Origin of the sequence: Streptomyces sp. 7-21 (assembly GCF_016741785.1) — a bacterium.
In the GTDB taxonomy this organism is placed as follows: domain Bacteria; phylum Actinomycetota; class Actinomycetes; order Streptomycetales; family Streptomycetaceae; genus Streptomyces.
In genome coordinates, this window is the sequence record NZ_JAERRL010000005.1 from 239,907 (window position 1) to 259,341 (window position 19,435).

The following is a 19,435-nucleotide window of genomic DNA, read 5'->3' on the forward strand; positions in this document are numbered from 1 at the left end:
GGTGATTCCGGGGTTTCGCCCCGTCCTGCGCCCCGCTGGTGACCTGCGGCGGCGTGCGTTCGGGCGGGGCGCGGCCGCCGCTGAGAACGGCCCGCGCCGCCCCCGCGCCGCTACATTCGGCTCCCCTCAGCCACCCATCTGAAGGGAGCGCGGCCACACGTGGTCAGATACCGACGTTCTCGCCGCACACCGCGGGCCGGCCTGGCGGGCCGTGTCACCGTGCTCTCCGCCGCCGCGACGGCCGCCGTCGCGCTGGCGGCCGCACCGGTCGTCGCGAATCCCCAGGACCCGTCGTCCCCGAAGACAACGGCCGGCGCCCAGAAGGACGTTGACGAGCTGCTCGCCGAGGCGGAGCGCGCCATCGAGGCCTACAACGGCATCGCCGAGCGGGTCGAGGAGCTTGAGGCGGAGACCGAACGGCGCCAGCAGCGCGTGGCGCAGAGCCAGCAGGCGGTCAACGACAAGCGCACGGTGCTCGGTCACACCGCCGCCGCCCACTACCGGGCGGGAAGCATCGCTCCTTCGCTCGCCCTGCTGCTCACCACCGAGCCCGAGGGCTATCTCGACCGCGCCGCCACGCTGGACCGCCTCAGCGAGCGGCAGGCCGGCGACCTGCGCGAACTGATCAGCGCGCAGCGCGTGCTGGAGCAGCGGCGGGACGAAGCCCGCGACGCCCTGGCGGAGCTGGAGGAGGAGCGCAACCGGCTCTCGCGCCAGAAACAGGCCGTGCTGCGGCAGCTCGCGCTGGCCGAGCGCCGCCTGGAAGAGCTCACGGAACAGGACCGCAAGGAGCGCGCCGAGCGGCACCCCGCCCCGGACGAGCCGGCCGGGCCGGCCGGCCCGGCCGAGGCCGGCTCACCGCTCGCCCCCGCGCCGGCCGCCACGGCGGGCCAGGCATCCAGCCGTGCCGCCGCTGCCGTGGCCGCCGCCACCAGCGTCGTCGGCGCCCCCTACGCCTGGGGAGCGGCGGGCCCGTCGTCGTTCGACTGCTCGGGCCTCATCCAGTGGGCCTACGCGCAGGCCGGCGTCTCGCTCCCGCGCACCTCGCAGGAGCAGGCGCGGGCCGGACGGACCGTTCCGCTCACCGAGGCCCTCCCCGGCGACATCGTCGTCTACCGCGACGACGCCAGCCACGTCGGCATGTTCGTCGGCAACGGCCAGGTGGTGCACGCCCCCTACACCGGCGCCAGCGTCCGCTACGAGTCCGTCACGATGATGCCGCTGCACTCCGTCGTCCGTCCCTGACCGGTACCGCCACGGACAGGGCCCCGGAACGGGATAGGGTCTGACGCGATGCGGAAGACCCTGATCGTCACCAACGACTTCCCGCCGCGCCCCGGGGGGATCCAGGCGTTCCTGCACAGCATGGCGCTGCGCCTCGATCCCCAGCGCGTGGTGGTCTACGCCTCGACGTGGAAGCGCGACGAGGAGGGAAGAGCCGCCACCGAGCGGTTCGACGCCGAACAGCCCTTCCCCGTCGTGCGGGACCGCTCGACCATGCTGCTGCCCACCCCCCGGGTGACCCGGCGCGCCGCCGCGCTGCTGCGCGAACACGGCTGCACCGCCGTGTGGTTCGGCGCCGCCGCGCCGCTCGGCCTGATGGCGCCCGCGCTGCGGACGGCCGGCGCCGAGCGGCTGGTGGCGACGACGCACGGGCACGAGGCGGGATGGGCGCAGCTCCCCGGGCCGCGCCGGCTGCTGCGTCGCATCGGTGACGACACCGACACCATGACCTACCTCGGCGAGTACACGCGCTCGCGCATCGCCCGGGCGCTCAGCACGTCCGCCGCCTCCCGGATGGCGCACCTGCCGCCGGGCGTCGACGAGAAGACGTTCCACCCCGACTCGGGCGGCGCCGCGCTGCGTGCCGCGCTGGGGCTGGCCGACCGGCCCGTCGTGGTCTGCGTCTCGCGGCTGGTACCGCGCAAGGGGCAGGACACCCTGATCCGCGCCATGCCCGCCATCCTCGCCGCCGAGCCGGACACCGTGCTGCTCATCGTGGGCGGCGGGCCGTACCGGCAGGCCCTGCAGAAGCTGGCGGTGGAGGCGGGGGTCGCCCGCTCGGTGCGGTTCACCGGGGAGGTGCCCTGGGAGGACCTGCCCGCGCACTTCGGCGCCGGTGACGTCTTCGCGATGCCCTGCCGCACCCGGCGCGGCGGGCTCGACGTCGAAGGGCTGGGCATTGTGTACCTGGAGGCGTCGGCCACCGGACTGCCGGTCGTCGCGGGCGACTCGGGCGGCGCGCCCGATGCCGTGCTCGACGGCGAGACCGGCTGGGTGGTGCGCGGCGGCTCTCCGGCCGCGCCCGCCGAGACCGCCGAGCGCATCGTGGCGCTGCTGGGCGACGCCGAGCTGCGGCGGCGGATGGGAGAACGCGGCCGGGCCTGGGTGGAGGAGCGGTGGCGCTGGGACCTGCTGGCCGAGCGCCTTGAGAGCCTGCTGTGACGGACGGGCGGGCCGCGTCCCCCTCTGGCCGCGCGCGGTAGCCTTCCTGGGCGACGGCAGCACGGAACGAGGAGCCAACCGCGATGGCGGAACACACCAGGTCCAGCATCACCATCGAGGCCACCCCGGCGGAAGTCATGTCCGTGATCGCGGACTTCGCCCGCTACCCGGAGTGGACGGGCGAGGTGAAGGAGGCCGAGGTCCTCGCCGTGGACAACGAGGGCCGCGCCGAGCAGGTGCGGCTGCTGCTCGACGCCGGGGCGATCCGCGACGAACACACCCTCGCCTACGACTGGTCCGGCGGCGAGAACGCCGGGAACGGCGGTGAGCAGGCGGTCAGCTGGTCGCTGGTGAAGTCCCGAATGCTGCGTTCCCTCGACGGCTCGTACCGCCTTGTCCCGGTCGATGGCGGCAAGCACACCGAGGTCACCTACCAGCTGACCGTGGACGTCAAGATCCCGATGCTGGGCACGATCAAGCGCAAGGCGGAGAAGGTCATCATCGAGCGCGCGCTCGACGGGCTCAAGAAGCGCGTCGAGTCCACCGTGGGGCGCTGAGCGCGCCATGGCAGGTGCCGCTGAGGGGACCGGGGCGGCCGGACCGCGCCTGCTGTTCGTCACCGGCCCTGGCGGCGACGGCACCACCACCATCGCCGCCGCCACCGCCGCGGCGGCCGCCCGTGCCGGCCGCGTGACGCTGCTGCTGAGCGGCGCGCCGCCGGGCCAGCTGGCGCGCGTGCTGGGCGCGGCGCCGCCCGCCTGGCCGGACGAACCGGTGGCCACCCCCGCCGGGTTCCGTGCCGTGCGGGCCGACTCGGGCCGCTGGTTCGCCGACGGGCTGCTCGCGCTCCAGCGCCACGCCGCCCCGGCGCTCGACGCCGTCGGCGGGCGGCCGTTCGACGGCGAGGAACTGACGGAGCTGCCGGGCGCGCCCGCGTGCGCGCTGCTCCAGGCCGTGCACCAGGCGCGGGCGCGAGGCGGCCACGACCTGCTCGTCGTCGATCTCGGCGAGACCACCGAGGCGATACGGCTGCTCGCCCTGCCGGGCCAGCTGCGGCGGTACCTCAGCCGGCTGCTGCCGCGCGAGCGGCTCGTGGCCCGCGCGCTGCGGCCCCTGCTGACGCAGCTGGCGGGTGTGCCGATGCCCGCCGCCGGGCTGTTCGCCGCCGCCGACCGCTGGCACCGGGCGCTCACCGCCGCCGAGGACCTCAGCGGCGCGGCGGTGCGGCTGGTACTCGACCCGGCGGGCCGCTCGGCGGAGGCGCTGCGGCTGGCCCGCGCCGGGCTGGGGCTGCACGGGGTGCCGCTGGAGTCCGTCGTCGCCAACCGGATGCTGCCCGCCACACCCGCGGGCGGCGGCCCGCTGGCCGCCCTCGCCGCGCGGCAGCGGGAGGCACTCGAGCGCCTCGCCGCCGTTCCCGGCCTGGCGCGGCCCCGCGAGGTGGCGCACCTCGGGCACGAGCCGGGCCCCGGCGACCTGGCAGCGCTCGCCGTGCCGCCGCCCTCGGCCGCGGCCGTCCGGGACGAGCCGGAGCTGACGGACCGGCTCGGCACGGACGGCCTGCTGTACTGGCGGCTGCCCGTGCCCGGCGCCCGCCGCGAGGACCTGGACCTGGTGCGGCGCGGCGACGAACTCCTGGTGACGGCCGGCCCGTTCCGCCGCGCGCTGCCGCTGCCCGCGGTGCTGCGGCGCTGCACCGTGACGGGCGCGGCGCTGGAGGACGACGGCCGCCTCGCGGTGCGGTTCGCGCCCGATCCCGGGCTGTGGCCGCGCACGGCTCCCGGCGGCTGAGGCACCGGCGGTACCGTCGATGACAGGGGCGGGCGCGCCCGCGCCACGGCCCGCAGACACCGCGCCGACAACCAAGGCCACTGGCCACAGGGAGCCCGCGATGACCGACGCCACACCGCCCCACGACACCGGCCCCGACCCGGACTCCTGGGCCGCCGCCTGCGAGGAGGACCTGGCGGCCGAGCGCGCCCGGCGCCGCGAGCGCTACGGGCCCCCGCCGCTGGACCCGGTGACCGAACTGCGGCGCCTGGCCGACGCGGTGACCGAGCGGCTGGGCAAGGCGGGCGCGGGCCTCGGTCTCGACGTCGCCCTGCTCGCCGGGCAGGCCCGCTCCGCGCTGGAGCCCGTGCTGGAGCGCAACGCCGACGTCCTGCGCCATCTGGCGGGCGCCGGGCGGGAGCTGGCCGCCGCCTACCGCGCCGCCGTGCTGGCCCACGAGGGCCGCTGGACGCGCGGCCAGCAGCCTCCCGGCGGCGAACGGCAGCCCGCTGACCCACCGGAAGCGGCGGACGGGCCGGGCGGGCCGGAGCCGGGGGGGAAGCCGCGCGACGACGGCGGCGGCGCGGGCGGTTCCGGCGGGCCGCAGCGCATCGACCTGGACTGAGCGGCCCAGGTGAGGGGTGCTCGGGGGCAGTGCCTCGCGCCGCGCTCGGGTACCGTGGTCCCTCGGCGGGGATCCACCGACTTCACGAGGGACACATGGGACTGACCATCGGCGTCGATATTGGCGGCACGAAGATCGCGGCCGGTGTGGTCGATGAGGACGGCGAGATCCTCGACACCCGCCAGGTGCCGACTCCCCAGACCCCCGAGGGCGTGGTCGAGGCCATCTCCGAGGCCATCAAGGCGGTGGGCAGCGGCACCGGCGCGGAGGCCGTCGGCGTCGGCGCCGCCGGGTACGTGGACGACAAGCGCGCCACCGTTCTCTTCGCGCCCAACATCCGCTGGCGCCACGAGACGCTCAAGGACAAGCTCGAACAGCGCGTCGGCATGTCCGTCGTGATCGAGAACGACGCCAACGCCGCCGCCTGGGGCGAGTACCGCTTCGGCGCGGGCGTGGGCCACGACGACGTCGTCTGCATCACGCTGGGCACGGGCCTGGGCGGCGGCATCATCATCGGCGGCAGACTGCACCGGGGACGCTTCGGCGTGGCCGGGGAGTTCGGCCACATCCGGGTGGTGCCCGACGGTCTGCTGTGCGGCTGCGGCAGCCAGGGCTGCTGGGAGCAGTACGCCTCCGGCCGCGCCCTGGTCCGCTACGCGAAGCAGCGCGCGACCGCCACCCCCGAGGCCGCGAAGGTGCTGCTGGGCTTCGGCGACGGCACGCCCGAGGGCATCGAGGGCCGGCACGTGAGCATGGCGGCCCGGCAGGGCGATCCCGTCGCCGTCGACTCCTTCCGCGAGCTGGCCCGCTGGGCGGGCGCGGGCCTGGCCGACCTGGCCTCCCTGTTCGATCCCTCGGCGTTCATCGTCGGCGGCGGCGTCTCCGACGAGGGCGACCTGGTGCTGGAGCCGATCCGCAAGTCGTTCCGCCGCTGGCTCGTCGGCAGCCGCTACCGGCCGCACGCGCAGGTGCTGGCCGCGCGGCTGGGCGGCAGGGCCGGGCTGGTGGGGGCGGCCGACCTGGCCCGGCAGGGCTGACGGACCGCGCCACCGCCGTGGCCACGGCCGTCCGCCTGCTGAGCTACAACGTCCGGTCGCTGCGCGACGACACGGCGGCGCTGGCCCGGGTGATCCGGGCCTGCGCCCCGGACGTGCTGTGCGTGCAGGAGGCGCCGCGGTTCTTCCGCTGGCGCGCGCAGGCCGCGCGGCTGGCACGGGCCACCGGGCTGCTGCACGTGACGGGCGGCGCGCCCTCGTGCGGCACGATGATCCTGGCCAGCCCGCGGGCCCGGGTGGAGCGGGCCTGGGACACCACGTTCCCGCGCACGCCCGGGCGGCACCGGCGCGGACTGGCTACGGCCGTGCTCCGGTTCCCGCACGGCGAGCGGCTCGCGGTGGTGAGCTGCCACCTGTCGCTGGCGGCGGGGGAGCGGCTGGCGCAGGGCCGGCTGACGCTGCGGCACCTGCGGGCCGTGGGCGTGCCCGCGGCCGTGCTCGCCGGGGACCTGAACGAGCGCCCGCGCGGCCGGACGTTCCGGCTGCTCACCGGGGCGCTCACCGACGCCTGGGCCGCCGCGCCCGAGGGCGGCGAGCACACCTTCCCGTCGCGGGCGCCGGACCGGCGCATCGACGCCGTGCTGTGCACGGGCGTGCGGATCACCTCCTGCGGCGTGCCGCCGCCGGCCGCGCTCCCGGGCACGCGCCCCGGTGACCTCGCCCGGGCCACCGACCACCTGCCGGTGCTGGCGCGGCTGGAGCTCTCCCCGCCGGGCTGACGGGCGTCACACGACCGCGCCGCCGCCGGGATCGGGCCACTCGTCGTCGCCGTCCCGCATCCGCGAAACGAGGGTGGCGAAGCCGCCGAGGAAGCCCCCGATGCCCAGGGTGGCGATCCACCACGTCATCTCGCGCTGGAGCAGCACCGTGCCGAACAGCAGCAGCGGCCCGCCCAGCACCGCGATCCACGCCAGCTTGGTCGTCAGGTCCGTGCTCGGCAGCGGCGGCGGTTCCGGCGGGACGAAGTGATCGTCCTCGTCGTCCTCGGCGGCCTCCCAGTCGCGCGGCCCCCGTGCCCCGGACCCGTCCGCGGCCCGGCCGGGTCCGGCCAGGCCGGCGCTGGTACGGTCACCCGGCCCGGCCGCGAAACCCGGCTGGTCCTCCGGCGCCGGGGAGGTGCCGGCCGGCTCCATGCCGGGCGGGTCCTCGGGCTCCTCGCCGTAGGCCGCGACGATCTCGGCCCACGCGGCCTCCTCGTCGATCGGGTCGCGGCCCTCGCCGCGCTCCGGGTCACGTTCCGTCACGGGGCAGCCTTCCTTGTCGCGAGCCGGGTGATGAAGGCGTCGGTCTCCTGAAAGATACGTTCCGCGTCGTGATCCAGCGTGGCCACGTGGTAGCTCTTCTCCAGCACGTGCTCGGTGACGTCCGCGGCGGACACCGCATCGCGGATCACCGCGGAGTCGGCGGGCGGCACCACGTGGTCGGTGCGGCTGTGCAGCAGCAGCACCGGGCACGTCACGCGGGGCAGCTCCGCGCGGACCGTCCGCAGCAGGTCGCGCAGCTGGCAGGCGCCGTGCAGCGGCACCCGCTGGTAGCCCAGCTCGCGCACGCCGGGGCGCGCGATGTCCGAGACCAGGCCGGGCACGCTCGGCACCACATGGCGCAGCAGCGGCAGCGCCCATCCCGCGCCGCGCGGGAAGCTGATCGCCGGGTTGACCAGCACCGCGCCGCGCACGGCCGGCCCGTGGCGGGCCGCCAGCCGCAGCGCGAGCGTGCCGCCCATGGACAGGCCGCACACGAAGACGTCGTCGCAGCCGCGCCTCAGCTCATGCAGCTCGCGGTCGACGGTGGCGTACCAGTCTTCCCAGCGGGTCAGCCGCATGTCCTGCCACCGCGTGCCGTGGCCCGGCAGCAGCGGCAGCGAGACGGTCAGCCCCTGCCCGGCCAGGTGCTCGGCCCACGGGCGCAGCGACTGGGGGCAGCCGGTGAAACCGTGGCACAGCAGCACGCCGGTGGCGGATCCGGCGTGGCGGAACGGCTCGGCTCCGGGGAACGGCCGCATCGGCACGGCTCCTTCGGCGGGGCTCGGGGGGCGGGCGGTGGCGGGCGGTGGCGGGACGGACGGGAACCGGCGGCGGGCGCCGGGCGTCTGCCAGCCTACGTTGGCCGCCGAGCGAGCCGGTAGCCCGAAGCCGCGGGGGAGGGCGGAGCGGCGCCGGGAAGACGGTTTGCCGTTAGGGTCACACAGGGCAGAGCACAGGAGGTTTCCGGTTGCTGTACGGCGCGCTGAAGGTGTCGGTGGGGGCGGGGCTGAAGCTTGTCTTCCGGCCCTGGGTAGAGGGCAAGGAGCACGTGCCCGCGACCGGGCCGGCGATCCTGGCGAGCAACCACCTGTCGTTCTCCGACTCGTTCTTCCTGCCCGCGGTGCTCGACCGGCGCGTGACGTTCATCGCGAAGGCGGAGTACTTCACCTCCCCGGGGATCAAGGGCAGGCTGACGGCGGCGTTCTTCCGGGGCGTCGGGCAGCTTCCCGTGGACCGCTCCGGGGCGCGGGGCGCGGGCGAGGCCGCGGTCCGCAGCGGCATAGCGGTGCTGGAGCGGGGTGAGCTGTTCGGCATCTACCCAGAGGGCACGCGGTCGCCGGACGGGCGGCTGTACCGGGGCCGGCCGGGCGGCCTGGGCCGCATCGCGCTGGCGACGGGGGCGCCGGTGCTGCCCGTCGCCATGATCGGCACGGAGAAGATCCAGCCGCCCGGCAAGATCGTCCCGAAGCTGATGCGGCCGGGCATCCGGATCGGGGCGCCGCTGGACTTCAGCCGCTACCAGGGCATGGAGACGGACCGTTACATCCTGCGGTCGATCACCGACGAGGTGATGTACGCGATCATGAAACTGTCCGGGCAGGAGTACGTGGACATGTACGCCACCGCCGCCAAGCGCGCGCTCGCCGAGGAGGCGAAGCAGCGGCAGGGGCGGGCCGGCGGCACGGACGGCGGCGAGACGGCCTAGGGGGGGCGAGCGCGATGGCCGGGAAACCGGCGGGGGCGGGCGTCACCGCGTCCGTGGAGGCCCCGCTGTGGCAGGCGCTGACGGGTTACCGGGTCCTCACCGGCGCCTACGCGCTGGCTCTGTTCGCCCTCGCCTACGACGACTACGGCCGGCCGCTCGTCGGCGCCGCCTACCTGGGCGTCCTGGCCGCGTGGACGGCGGCGACGCTGCGCAGCGTGTCCGAGGCGCGGCGGTGCACGCCCGCGTTCCTCGCCGGCGACCTCGCCGTCGCGGTGGCGGGCATCCTCATCAGCCCGCTGGCCGACCCCGGCGACCAGGTCGGTCCCACCCTGCCGTCGGTCTGGGTGGCGGGCCCGGTGCTGGCGGTGGCGCTGAAGTCCGGCTGGCGCTGGGCGGCCGGGGCCTCGGCCGTGGTCGGCGCCGCGAACGTCGCTGAGGCCGGCCGCCCCTCCGGCAGCACGCTCCACAACGCGCTGCTGGTGTGCGTGGCGGCCATCGCCATCGGCTACGTGGTGGAGCTGGCGCGCGCCAGCGAACGGGCGCTGGCCCGGGCGCTGCGTATCGAGGCCGCCACCCGGGAGCGGGAGCGGCTGGCCCGGGACATCCATGACAGCGTGCTCCAGGTGCTCGCCATGGTGCAGCGGCGCGGCACGGTGCTGGGCGGGGAGGCCGCCGAACTGGGGCGGCTGGCAGGAGAGCAGGAGCGGGCGCTGCGCGCGCTGGTCGCCCAGGGGCCCGAGCGGGAGCCGGCGGAGCGGACCGGTGCGGACGGCGCGGCGGAGCCCGGCGAACTCGACTTGGGCGAGCTGCTGTCGCGGCTCGCCGCCGGCACCGGCGGCCAGGGCGCCGCGGGCGCCGGGGACGCCGGGGACGCCGGGGACGCGCCGCAGGTCAGCTACGCCGGGCCCGCCGGGCCGGTGGTGCTGCCCGCCCGCGCCGCCCGCCAGGTCACGGCCGCCGTCGCCGCCGCCCTGGACAACGTGCGCCGCCACGCCGCCGGGCCCGACGGGCCGGCGCGGGCCTGGATCCTGCTGGAGGAGGAGCCGGACGAGGTGCTGGTGACTGTGCGCGACGACGGCCCCGGCATCCCCGAGGGCCGCCTCGCCGAGGCCGAGGCGGAGGGGCGGCTCGGCGCCGCCCTGTCCATCCGGGGCCGCATGACGGAGCTGGGCGGGGAGGCGGAGTGGGTGTCCGTGCCGGGCCAGGGCACCGAGGTGGAGCTGCGGCTGCCCCTGCCCGTCAAGGCGGGCACGACGGGCGCCACGGACGGCTGAGGAGAGGACGAGGGGGATGACGGGTGTGACGGGTATGACCGGTATGACGAACGACGCACCGGTGACCGTCATGATCGTGGACGACCACCCGATGTGGCGCGACGCCGTGGCCCGCGACCTCGCGGAAGCGGGCTACGAGGTGGTCGCCACCGCCGGGGACGGGCCGGAGGCCGTCCGCCGCGCCCGCGCGGCGCGGCCCGACGTGCTCGTTCTGGACCTCAACCTGCCCGGGCTGCCCGGCGCCGAGGTGTGCCGCAGGCTGGCGGGCGACCCCGAGACGGCGCCGCGGGTGCTGGTGCTGTCCGCCAGCGGGGAGCAGGAGGACGTGCTGGAAGCGGTGAAGGCGGGGGCGACCGGCTACCTGGTGAAGTCTGCCAGCGCGGCGGAGCTGATCGAGGCCGTCGGCCGCACCGCGGCCGGGGACCCGGTGTTCACCCCGGGCCTGGCCGGGCTGGTGCTGGGGGAGTACCGCAGGCTGGCCACCGCGCCGGGCCCGGGGCCGGCGGCGCCCGGCGCGGCGGACGTGCCGCATCTGACGGCACGGGAACGGGAGGTGCTCCGGCTGGTGGCCAAGGGCCTCACCTACCGGCAGATCGCTGAGCGCCTGGTCATCTCGCACCGGACCGTGCAGAACCACGTGCAGAACACCCTCGGCAAGCTGCACCTGCACAACCGTGCCGAGCTGGTGCGCTACGCGATCGAGCGCGGGCTGGACGACGGCTGACCGCGCCGCGCCCCGGAGCGGGCCGCCGCGTCCCCGGACCCGGCGGTGTCCGGACCGCCGAGCAGCAGCGCCATGACGCCCGGCCCGTCCAGGGTGAGGACGGACTCGGGGTGGAACTGCACCCCCGCGAAGCCGGGCCCGCGCAGCGCGTGGACCTCGCCGCTGGCCGGATCGCGGCTGATCTCGACACCGCGTGCGGCCAGGCCGCGCGCCGCGCGGTCGTCGCAGCGCGCCGTGTAGGAGTTGTAGAAGCCGACGGTCGCGGCGCGCCCGAAGAGGGCGATCCGCTCCTGGGCCCCCTGGTGCGGCACGGCCTTGCGGACGAGGGGCAGCCCCAGCTCCGCAGCGATCAGCTCGTGCCCCAGGCACACGCCCAGCAGGCGGCGGCCCGCCGCCGCCCGCTCCCCTGACCGGTCCGCCAGCAGCTCGGCGGCCAGGCCGCGCAGGAACCGCATCTTGGGGTCGGCCGCGTCGCGGGGATCACCCGGGCCCGGCCCCAGCACCACGTGCCCCTCGTGCGCCCGCGCCCGCTCCCGCACGCCTGGCGCGTCGTAGCGCACCACCGTCACGGCCGCGCCGCTGGCGCGCAGCAGGTGGGCCAGCATCGACGTGAAGGTGTCCTCGCCGTCGACCACGAGCACCTCGCCGTGTGCCGGTGCCGGTGCCGGGGCCGGGGCCGGCGTCTGGAGCCGCAGCCAGAACCGCGCCAGGCCGGACCGCCGCGCCGCCAGCGCCGCGCGCACCCGGGGGTCGTCGGCCAGCCGGGGCCCGGTCCGCTCCCGTTCCCGGCGGCCGGGGCGCACGCCCAGCGCGGCCAGCACGGCCGCCGCTTTGGCGTGGGTCTCGGCAACCTCGCTGGCGGGATCCGAGCCGCGCACCAGCGTCGCGCCCACCGGCACCCGCAGCGCGCCGGTGGCCGCGTCGATGTCGGCGGTGCGGATCAGGATCGGCGAGTCCAGCGTCTGCGCGCTACCGGCGTCGCGGCCGAGCAGCGCCAGGGCCCCGGCGTAGTAGCCGCGCCCGCCGCGCTCGTGGCGCCGGATGACGCGGCAGGCGTTCTCCACCGGGCTGCCGGTGACGGTCGCCGCGAACATCGTCTCGCGCAGCACGTCGCGCGCGTCCCGGGTGGTGCGGCCCCGCAGCTCGTACTCGGTGTGCGCCAGGTGCGCCATCTCCCGCAGCCGGGGGCCGACGACCACGCCGCCCTGGTCCCCGACCGCGCACATCATCTTCAGCTCCTCGTCCACCACCATGGACAGCTCCTCGGTCTCCTTCCGGTCGGCGAGGAAGGCGAGGAGGCTCTCGGCGTCCGGCCCCGCGGCGGGGTAGCGGTAGGTGCCGCTGATGGGATTCATCACGACCGTGCCGCCGCTCATGCGGACGTGGACCTCGGGGCTGGCGCCGACCAGGCAGCGCTCGCCGGTGTGGACGGCGAAGGTCCAGTAGGCGCCGCGCTCGGCTGCCAGCAGGCGCCGGAAGAGGGCGAGCGCGTCGCGCCGGGTGAAGTTCTCGATCCGGCCGGTGAAGGTGCGGCGGATGACGAAGTTGGCGCCCTGCCCTTGCGCGATCTCCCCCTCGGTGACGGCGCGCACCGTCGCCTCGTACGCGGCGTCGTCCACGTCGAACGCGCCGCCGCTGACGGTGACGGCGTGGCCGGGCAGGGCCTGGAGCATCGCGTCCAGCGGCACCTCGTGGCGCTCGGCGGGCCGCAGCGCGGTCAGCGGCGTGCCGTCGTCGGTGACGTCGAAGCCCCGCTCGGCGAGCTGGCGGAACGGCACCAGCGCCAGGGCGGGCTCGGGCAGGTCCGCCAGGCGCGGCAGGTGCGTGACGGGGCCGGTGAGCACCTCGACGACGGAGCCGTCGCGGCCGGGGGTGCGGCGGCGCAGCAGCGCGAACGGGGTGGTGCCCGCGGCGAGGCGGGCGACCAGGGCCCGCGCGCTTGCGGCTGCGGTGGGGGTTCCGGGCATCGGTACACGTCCTTCCATGCGCCGGGGCGGCCCGGCACGCGGCGCACGGCACGCGGAAAAGCCGCCCCGTGGGGCGGCTTTCCGGTGGTCTGCGGTGGCGCAGGCTACGCGCAGTCGGTGGGCCGCCCTGGGACGGGCCACCACCAGCTGCGAGTGTGCTGTGCCACCATGCCGCGCAGCATATGTCACGGCGCGTGGCGCGTCCATGCCCGGGGCGTGAGGTGCCAGTCGCCACAGGGCCGAGGGGTAACAGGACGGGCGGAACCCCGTAACCTTGAGGCGTGACCGTGAAGCACGCTGACACCAGCCGCCTGAGCCCGTCCGCTCCCGCCGCGTCCTGGCGGGACCTGCCCGCAGCGCAGCAGCCGGAGTATCCGGACCTCGAGGCGCTGCGTGCGGTGACGACGGAGATCGCCGGCTATCCGCCGCTCGTCTTCGCCGGTGAGTGCGACCAGCTCAAGGCCCGGATGGGCGCGGTGGCGCGGGGCGAGGCGTTCCTGCTCCAGGGCGGCGACTGCGCCGAGGCGTTCGACCAGGTCGGCGCCGACCAGATCCGGGCAAAGCTGAAGACGCTGCTGCAGATGAGCGCGGTGCTCACCTACGCGGCGGCGGTGCCCGTGGTGAAGGTCGGGCGGATCGCGGGGCAGTACTCCAAGCCCCGGTCCAAGCCCACGGAGACGCGGGACGGCGTCACGCTGCCCTCGTACCGCGGCGACTCGGTCAACGGGCCGGAGTTCACCGCCGAGGCGCGCACCCCGGACCCGGAGCGGCTGCGGCGGATGTACCATGCCTCGGCCGCCACGCTGAACCTGGTCCGCGGCTTCACCACCGGCGGCTACGCCGACCTGCGGCAGGTGCACGCCTGGAACCAGGACTTCGTGCGCACCTCGGCCTCGGGGCAGCGGTACGAGGCGCTGGCCCGGGAGATCGACAACGCGCTGAACTTCATGAAGGCGTGCGGCGCCGATCCGGCGGAGTTCCACTCGGTGGAGTTCTACGCCTCGCACGAGGCGCTGCTGCTCGACTACGAGGCGGCGCTGACCCGCACCGACTCCCGCACCGGCCGCCTGTACGACGTCTCCGGGCACATGGTCTGGATCGGCGAGCGGACCCGGCAGCTGGACGGGGCGCACGTGGCGTTCGCGTCCACGATCGCCAACCCGGTCGGCGTGAAGCTCGGCCCGACGACCACGGCCGAAGAGGCGCTGGCCCTCATCGACCGGCTCGACCCGGAGCGGGAGCCCGGCCGCCTGACGTTCATCACGCGGATGGGCGCGGACCGGATCCGCGACCGGCTTCCCGAGCTGGTCGAGAAGGTCACGGCCTCCGGCGCCCAGGTGGCCTGGGTCTGCGACCCGATGCACGGCAACACCTTCGAGGCGCCGTCCGGGCACAAGACCCGCCGCTTCGACGACGTGCTGGACGAGGTCAAGGGCTTCTTCGAGGTCCACAAGGCCCTGGGCACCCACCCGGGCGGCATCCACGTGGAGCTGACCGGCGACGACGTCACCGAGTGCGTCGGCGGCGGCGACGAGATCTTCGTGGACGACCTGCACCAGCGGTACGAGACGGCGTGCGACCCGCGGCTCAACCGGAGCCAGTCGCTCGACCTGGCGTTCCTGGTCGCGGAGATGTACCGCGGCTGAGTGCGTCCCGGCGGATCCCGCCGGTTGTGTGGCGCCCGCGGCGGGCACCGGCCCCGCCGCGGGCGCCGTCGCGTGACGCGCGGCCCGGTTGCGGGGCCAGTGCGGGGCCACTGCGGGGGCCATTGCGGGGGTCATTGCGGGGGTCATTGCGGGGGTCGTGGTGCGGACCACGGACCGCCGTCTGCCACCATGGAGGGCATGGGTCAGCCGGACAGCCGTACGGGGGAGGTACCGGAAGGGCTCGCGGGGCGGCTGCCTCCCGGCCAGCGGGTGCAGCGCGGATGGCCGGTGACGCACTACGGCCCGGTGCCGAGGTTCCGGCCCGAGCGGTGGGAGTTCCGGGTCTTCGGCGCCACGGCGGACGGGGACAAGCACTGCTGGACCCACGAGGAGTTCACGGCGCTGCCGTACGAGACGGTCGTCGCCGACCTGCACTGCGTCACCAAGTTCAGCATCTTCGGCGCCGAGTGGGGCGGCGTGCGGGCCAGCCGGCTGCTGGAGCTGGCGCCGCCCGCGCCCGGCGTGACGCACGTGATGGTCTGGGCCGAGTACGGCTACAGCGCCAACCTGCGGATGGCGGACTTCGCCTCCGAGCAGACGATCTTCGCCACCCACCGCGACGGTGAGCTGCTGACGGCCGAGCACGGCTTCCCGCTGCGGCTCGTCGTGCCGCATCTGTACGCCTGGAAGGGCCCCAAGTGGGTCCGTGGCGTCGAGTACATGACGGAGGACCGCCGCGGCTTCTGGGAGGAGCGCGGCTACCACAACATCGGTGACCCCTGGCGCGAGCAGCGGTACTCGTATCAGGAGGAGCCGGGCGACGGGCCCTGAGCCGCGGCGGGGGCCGGCCGCCGGCCGCGCAGCGCGCGCAGCCGTGCCGCGTCGCGCGCGTGGCCCGCGGCGCCGCCGGGCGTCTCGAGGATCAGTGGCACGCCCTCGGTGGCCGGGTGGCGGAACAGCCCGCCGAACGGCTCCTCGCCGATGCTGCCTTCCCCGATGTTCGCGTGCCGGTCCAGGTGGGCGCCGGCGACGTCCTTGGAGTCGTTGGCGTGGACCAGCCGCAGGCGGCCGGGGCCCGCGGCCGTCACCAGCGCGTCCAGCAGCGCGGCGGTGCCGCCCGGCGCGGTCACGTCGTGGCCGGCGGCGAAGGCGTGGCAGGTGTCCAGGCACACGCCGAGCCGGGGGTGCCGGTCGAGGACGTCCAGGTACGGGCCGAGATCGGACATCCGTGAGCAGAGCGAGAAGCCCTGCCCGGCGGTGGGTTCCAGCAGCAGCGCCGGGTCGTCCTCGTGCGTCAGCTCGTCGAGCAGCGGCAGCAGCAGCCGCCGCACCTGCGCCAGCGCCTGCTCGCGCGTGCGGCCGCCGGTCGCCGAGCCGGTGTGCACGACGACCCCGCGCGCCCCGATCTCGCGGCCCCGGCGCAGCGAATGCCGCAGCGAGGCCACGGACAGCTCCGCCGTGGCCTCGCTGTGGGAGCCGAGGTTGATCAGGTAGGGGGCGTGGACGTAGGCGGCCAGGCCCGCCTCGGCGCAGCCGGCGCGGAACCGCTCGTCCTGGCGCGGGTCGCCCGGGGGCGTGGCCCAGCCGCGGGGGTTGGCGACGAACACCTGGACCGCCTCGGCGGCCACGTCGCGGGCGTAGGCCAGGCCCCGGGTAGCCAGGCCCCCGGCGACGGGCACGTGGGCACCGACCGGATTGCGGCGGGCTGCGCCGCTGCGGTGAGGGCGCAGAGGGTCAGGGACGGGTGACATGCTCACCGTCCCAGGGTGCCAGGCCGCGGCCGGGGCACGTCCGGTCCGTTGCCGGTTCTCCCGGCAGCAGGCCTGTCAGTAGGCGCCGTAGACGTTGTCGATCGAACCGTAGCGGTGAGCCGCGTAGTTGGCGGCGGCGCAGATGTTCGCGACCGGGTCGTAAATGTCGTACGGGGTGCCCGGCACGTGATAGGCGTCGAACGTCGGCTGAATGACCTGGAGCAGGCCAATCGACGGCGTTCCGTTCAGCGCGTTGATGTCCCAGAGATTGATGGCGTTGGGGTTGCCGCTGGACTCGCGCATGATGTTCCGGTACAGCCCCTCATAAGTGCCGGGAATTCCATTCGCGGCCATGATGTCGAGAGACTCGCGGATCCATCCGTCGAGATTGTCGGCGTAGGACTCGGTCGCCGCGGCCTGCGGTGCGGCGGCCGGGCGGGCCGGCCCGGCGCCGGTCTCCGAAGGCGCCGCGCGGGTCTCGGCCGGGGGCTCCTCCGGTGCCGGGGTGCCCTCGTCGGCGGGCTCGGGCGCCGGCGCGCCGGCCTCGCCCTGAGCGGGAACCTGCTGCTCGCCGGCCGGGGAGCGCAGGCCCTCGTCCTCGCCGGCCCCGGCGTCGGGTGCCAGGGACAGCACGACCTCGTCGGAGCCGTCGGTGCCCTCGGCGTCCTGCGAGCCCTGCCGCTTCTGGTCAGCGTCGCGGTCGCCGTGGGCGGGCGGGGCGGCCTTCAGCTGCCACGCGGGGGTGACGGGCGTGGCCTCGGCGACGTCCTTGGCGGCGCCGGGGTGCCCGGCCGGGGTGGTCCCCACGTCACCGCGGGCCCGGGCCGCGGTGCCCTGCTGGGCGTCGGCGGGAACGGAGACGAGGGTGAACGCGAGCGCGGCGGCGCCTGCCGTGGCGAGCGCCGCGGTCGTGCTTTTTCGCGATCGCGCCGTCCGGAGCCTGGCGAGACTGTGGTGAGCGGGCATACGGGGTCCTTTGCGCTGGGCGGTGCAACGCGTCGGTGCGTTCATTGCGTCGCATTGGTAACAGGCCGGATTTTCGCGGCGCAATAACCCCAATTACTATTCTTCTTAGTGGAGAACGAAGAAATACCCGGGCACGGAAGGGGGCGACGCCCTGTCAGCAGGCCGGTCGCGACGAGGCGGCGCTAAAACGAACGATCGTCGTAGATGACGAAAGTCCTATGAGCCGACTCACACCCGACCGGCCTCTGTTCACACCGCCGTTCAGCGGACCCAGATTGTGATCGTCGACCCGCGCGGCGCCCGGTCACCGCCGTCGACGGACTGGCTGAAGACCGTGCCGGTCAGGAAGATGCGGTTGACGTTCACCTCGAAACCCGCGTCTTCCAGGATCTCCACCGCCCGGTCCTGGTCCTCGCCGACCACGTCGGGCACCCGGACCATCTCCGGGCCCCGCGAGATCGTCAGCGTGACCGTGTCGCCCTCTCCGGCCGACCGGCCGGCGCCGGGGGACTGGCGTGCCACCGTGCCCGCGTCCTCCTCGGAGTAGACGCGCTCCGCGGCGACCTCCACCGCAAGGCCCGCCTCCCGCAGCTGCTGCATGGCCTCGCCCTCCGGCAGGCCTACCACGTCCGGCACCCTGATCTGCCGCCCGCGGCTGACCACCAGGTCCACCGCCGAGTTCGGGCGCCGCTGCTCACCCGCCGCGGGGTCGGTCCGCACCACCGCGCCGCGCGGCACCTGGGCGGAGAACTCCCGGATCTCCTCACCCGGCGTCAGCCCCGCCTCCCGCAGCCGCTCCTGCGCCTCCGCCAGCGGCAGGCCCTCCACATCGGGCACCTCGGCCATTTCGGGGCCCAGCGAGACGGTCACGGTGACGGTGGTGTTCCGCCGCACCCGTTCGCCGCGCTCCGGATCGGTGGTGATCACGTGGCCCGGCTCCACGGTCTCGGAGAACGCCTCCTCAAAGCGGACCCGCAGCCCGGCGTCCCGCAGCGTCTCCTCGGCCTCGGCCGACGGCAGCCCGTACACGCCCGGCGTCCGCTGGAACTGCCCGGCGTTGATGTACCACACACCCGCGCCCCCCAGCAGGAGCAGCAGGGCGCCCACGATCAGCGAGACCTTCCCGCGCCGCGACAGCCGGCGGCGCGGCGGCACGTACCCGGACTCGTCGTCGAAGGCCGAGCCGTCGTCGCGCCCCATACCCACCAGCAGCTGGCCGGACCCGGGCGCGGCCACGGGCTCCGGCGGCGCACCGGCCGTCAGGCGCGTGGTGGGCTCCGGGGCCGCCGCGGCCAGCGGCGGAACGACGCGCGTGGGCTCCTCCGAGCCGCCGGGCCCGCCGGCCGTCCCGGCCGCGGCGCTGGCAGCTTCCGCCGCCGGCGGCCCGGCGTCGAACTGCTCGTCCGTGAGCGCCCCCCGCACCGCCCGCACCGACGACAGCAGGGCGGCCGCCGACGCCGGCCGCCGCTCCGGCTCGCGCGCGGTGGCCCGCGCCACCAGACCGTCCAGCTCGGGCGCGAGGTGCTCGGCGACGAGCGAGGGCAGCGGCACGTCCTCGTTGACCCGGGCGTACATCACCTGCGCGGGCGTGTCACCCGCCTGCGGCCGGGCACCCGTCAGCATCTCGTACAGCAGCACGCCGCAGGCGAAGACGTCGGTCCTGGCGTCGACCTCCCCGCCGTCGATCTGCTCGGGCGCCAGATAGGACACCGTCCCCAGCAGCGAGCCCGTCGTCGCGGACGTCTGCGTGCCCACGCCGTGCACCAGCCCGAAGTCCGCTACCTTGACGCGGCCGTCGTCGCCGATCAGCACGTTCTCCGGCTTGATGTCCCGGTGGACCAGGCCGGCCCGGTGGGCGGCGGCCAGCCCCGCCAGCAGCGGCTCCAGCACGCCCAGCGCCGCGCGCGGCGTCAGCGCCCCCCGGTCCCGCAGCACGTCCCGCAGCGTGCAGCCGGGCACGTACTCCATGGCCAGGTACACGCAGTCGCCGTCCGTGCCCTGGTCGAGCACGCCCACGACGTTCGGATGCGTCAGCCTGGCGACCGACTTGGCCTCCCGGATGAACCGTTCGACGAAGGCCGGGTCCTCGGCCAGCGAGGGATGCATCACCTTCAGCGCCAGCTCACGGTCCAGGCGGGTGTCCGTCGCCTGGTAGACCGTCGCCATGCCGCCGACGGCGATGCGCTGATCGACGCGGTAACGTCCGTCGATCAGGCGGCCGATCAGCGGGTCACTGAGGGTGGTGTCCACAGCTTCCGAGTCT

18 protein-coding genes are annotated in these 19,435 nt (G+C 75.6%); 12 read left to right on the plus strand and 6 right to left on the minus strand.

Annotated features, from left to right (window positions below):
* Positions 1–159: 159 nt before the first annotated feature.
* From JK356_RS08645 to JK356_RS08675, 7 genes are all read left to right on the plus strand, one after another.
* Complete coding sequence (locus JK356_RS08645; RefSeq protein WP_201866994.1) at positions 160–1,245, plus strand: NlpC/P60 family protein; 1,086 nt, start codon at positions 160–162, stop codon at positions 1,243–1,245.
* 48 nt (positions 1,246–1,293) lie between these two features.
* A complete protein-coding gene (locus JK356_RS08650; protein ID WP_201866995.1) occupies positions 1,294–2,445 on the plus strand; it encodes a glycosyltransferase family 4 protein in 1,152 nt (383 codons plus the stop codon).
* An 83-nt stretch (positions 2,446–2,528) separates the two neighbouring features.
* On the plus strand, positions 2,529–3,002 hold the full coding sequence (locus JK356_RS08655; protein WP_201866996.1) for an SRPBCC family protein: 474 nt from the start codon (positions 2,529–2,531) through the stop codon (positions 3,000–3,002).
* Positions 3,003–3,009: 7 nt separating this feature from the next.
* Positions 3,010–4,236 (plus strand): ArsA family ATPase, encoded by a 1,227-nt coding sequence (locus tag JK356_RS08660; protein WP_201866997.1) that lies wholly within the window; start codon positions 3,010–3,012, stop codon positions 4,234–4,236.
* 100 nt (positions 4,237–4,336) lie between these two features.
* The gene (locus JK356_RS08665) at positions 4,337–4,840 is read left to right on the plus strand and encodes a DUF5304 family protein (protein ID WP_201866998.1); all 504 of its coding nucleotides are present in this window, start codon (positions 4,337–4,339) and stop codon (positions 4,838–4,840) included.
* A 95-nt stretch (positions 4,841–4,935) separates the two neighbouring features.
* Positions 4,936–5,877, plus strand: coding sequence for an ROK family glucokinase (locus JK356_RS08670; RefSeq protein WP_201866999.1), 942 nt, complete (start codon positions 4,936–4,938; stop codon positions 5,875–5,877).
* 17 nt (positions 5,878–5,894) lie between these two features.
* Positions 5,895–6,614, plus strand: coding sequence for an endonuclease/exonuclease/phosphatase family protein (locus JK356_RS08675; RefSeq protein WP_307815478.1), 720 nt, complete (start codon positions 5,895–5,897; stop codon positions 6,612–6,614).
* Between the two features lie 6 nt (positions 6,615–6,620).
* Here JK356_RS08675 and JK356_RS08680 read toward each other — a convergent pair whose 3' ends face one another.
* Both JK356_RS08680 and JK356_RS08685 read right to left on the minus strand, forming a co-directional pair.
* Complete coding sequence (locus JK356_RS08680; RefSeq protein WP_201867000.1) at positions 6,621–7,139, minus strand: hypothetical protein; 519 nt, start codon at positions 7,137–7,139, stop codon at positions 6,621–6,623.
* Positions 7,136–7,897 (minus strand): carboxylesterase, encoded by a 762-nt coding sequence (locus tag JK356_RS08685; RefSeq protein WP_201867001.1) that lies wholly within the window; start codon positions 7,895–7,897, stop codon positions 7,136–7,138. The genes JK356_RS08680 and JK356_RS08685 overlap by 4 nt, the downstream gene beginning before the upstream one ends.
* A 209-nt stretch (positions 7,898–8,106) precedes the next feature.
* Between JK356_RS08685 and JK356_RS08690 the strand changes: the two genes are divergently transcribed.
* From JK356_RS08690 to JK356_RS08700, 3 genes are read left to right on the plus strand one after another with little or no spacing between them, the layout of a single operon-like run.
* Positions 8,107–8,844, plus strand: a complete 738-nt coding sequence (locus JK356_RS08690) for a lysophospholipid acyltransferase family protein (protein WP_374100624.1) — start codon at positions 8,107–8,109, stop codon at positions 8,842–8,844.
* 14 nt (positions 8,845–8,858) lie between these two features.
* Complete coding sequence (gene macS / locus JK356_RS08695; RefSeq protein ID WP_201867002.1) at positions 8,859–10,118, plus strand: MacS family sensor histidine kinase; 1,260 nt, start codon at positions 8,859–8,861, stop codon at positions 10,116–10,118.
* A 43-nt stretch (positions 10,119–10,161) separates the two neighbouring features.
* Positions 10,162–10,842 (plus strand): response regulator transcription factor, encoded by a 681-nt coding sequence (locus JK356_RS08700; protein ID WP_201867003.1) that lies wholly within the window; start codon positions 10,162–10,164, stop codon positions 10,840–10,842.
* Here JK356_RS08700 and JK356_RS08705 read toward each other — a convergent pair.
* The gene (locus tag JK356_RS08705) at positions 10,809–12,809 is read right to left on the minus strand and encodes an anthranilate synthase family protein (protein ID WP_201867004.1); all 2,001 of its coding nucleotides are present in this window, start codon (positions 12,807–12,809) and stop codon (positions 10,809–10,811) included. The genes JK356_RS08700 and JK356_RS08705 overlap by 34 nt on opposite strands.
* 287 nt (positions 12,810–13,096) lie before the next feature.
* Between JK356_RS08705 and JK356_RS08710 the strand changes: the two genes are divergently transcribed.
* Complete coding sequence (locus JK356_RS08710) at positions 13,097–14,455, plus strand: class II 3-deoxy-7-phosphoheptulonate synthase (protein ID WP_374100630.1); 1,359 nt, start codon at positions 13,097–13,099, stop codon at positions 14,453–14,455.
* A 198-nt stretch (positions 14,456–14,653) separates the two neighbouring features.
* Complete coding sequence (locus JK356_RS08715; RefSeq protein WP_201867006.1) at positions 14,654–15,286, plus strand: sulfite oxidase-like oxidoreductase; 633 nt, start codon at positions 14,654–14,656, stop codon at positions 15,284–15,286.
* On the opposite strand, the gene JK356_RS08720 is transcribed toward JK356_RS08715, so the two are convergent.
* From JK356_RS08720 to pknB, 3 genes are all read right to left on the minus strand, one after another.
* Positions 15,259–16,206 (minus strand): deoxyribonuclease IV, encoded by a 948-nt coding sequence (locus tag JK356_RS08720; protein ID WP_201867135.1) that lies wholly within the window; start codon positions 16,204–16,206, stop codon positions 15,259–15,261. The two genes, JK356_RS08715 and JK356_RS08720, sit on opposite strands and share 28 nt — an antisense overlap.
* Positions 16,207–16,281: 75 nt before the next feature.
* Positions 16,282–17,172 (minus strand): transglycosylase SLT domain-containing protein, encoded by an 891-nt coding sequence (locus JK356_RS08725; protein WP_201867007.1) that lies wholly within the window; start codon positions 17,170–17,172, stop codon positions 16,282–16,284.
* 261 nt (positions 17,173–17,433) lie between these two features.
* Positions 17,434–19,422: a Stk1 family PASTA domain-containing Ser/Thr kinase gene (gene pknB / locus JK356_RS08730; RefSeq protein ID WP_201867008.1), complete on the minus strand. Its 1,989-nt coding sequence runs from the start codon at positions 19,420–19,422 to the stop codon at positions 17,434–17,436.
* Positions 19,423–19,435 lie beyond the last annotated feature (13 nt).

Coding starts and splice junctions, on each gene's coding strand:
- JK356_RS08720 (WP_201867135.1), bottom strand. CDS start 16,206: ATGTCACCCGTCCCTGACCCTCTGCGCCCTCACCGCAGCGGCGCAGCC.
- JK356_RS08650 (WP_201866995.1), top strand. CDS start 1,294: ATGCGGAAGACCCTGATCGTCACCAACGACTTCCCGCCGCGCCCCGGG.
- JK356_RS08660 (WP_201866997.1), top strand. CDS start 3,010: ATGGCAGGTGCCGCTGAGGGGACCGGGGCGGCCGGACCGCGCCTGCTG.
- JK356_RS08665 (WP_201866998.1), top strand. CDS start 4,337: ATGACCGACGCCACACCGCCCCACGACACCGGCCCCGACCCGGACTCC.
- JK356_RS08725 (WP_201867007.1), bottom strand. CDS start 17,172: ATGCCCGCTCACCACAGTCTCGCCAGGCTCCGGACGGCGCGATCGCGA.
- JK356_RS08700 (WP_201867003.1), top strand. CDS start 10,162: ATGACGAACGACGCACCGGTGACCGTCATGATCGTGGACGACCACCCG.
- JK356_RS08670 (WP_201866999.1), top strand. CDS start 4,936: ATGGGACTGACCATCGGCGTCGATATTGGCGGCACGAAGATCGCGGCC.
- macS (WP_201867002.1), top strand. CDS start 8,859: ATGGCCGGGAAACCGGCGGGGGCGGGCGTCACCGCGTCCGTGGAGGCC.
- JK356_RS08685 (WP_201867001.1), bottom strand. CDS start 7,897: ATGCGGCCGTTCCCCGGAGCCGAGCCGTTCCGCCACGCCGGATCCGCC.
- JK356_RS08705 (WP_201867004.1), bottom strand. CDS start 12,809: ATGCCCGGAACCCCCACCGCAGCCGCAAGCGCGCGGGCCCTGGTCGCC.
- JK356_RS08715 (WP_201867006.1), top strand. CDS start 14,654: ATGGGTCAGCCGGACAGCCGTACGGGGGAGGTACCGGAAGGGCTCGCG.
- JK356_RS08655 (WP_201866996.1), top strand. CDS start 2,529: ATGGCGGAACACACCAGGTCCAGCATCACCATCGAGGCCACCCCGGCG.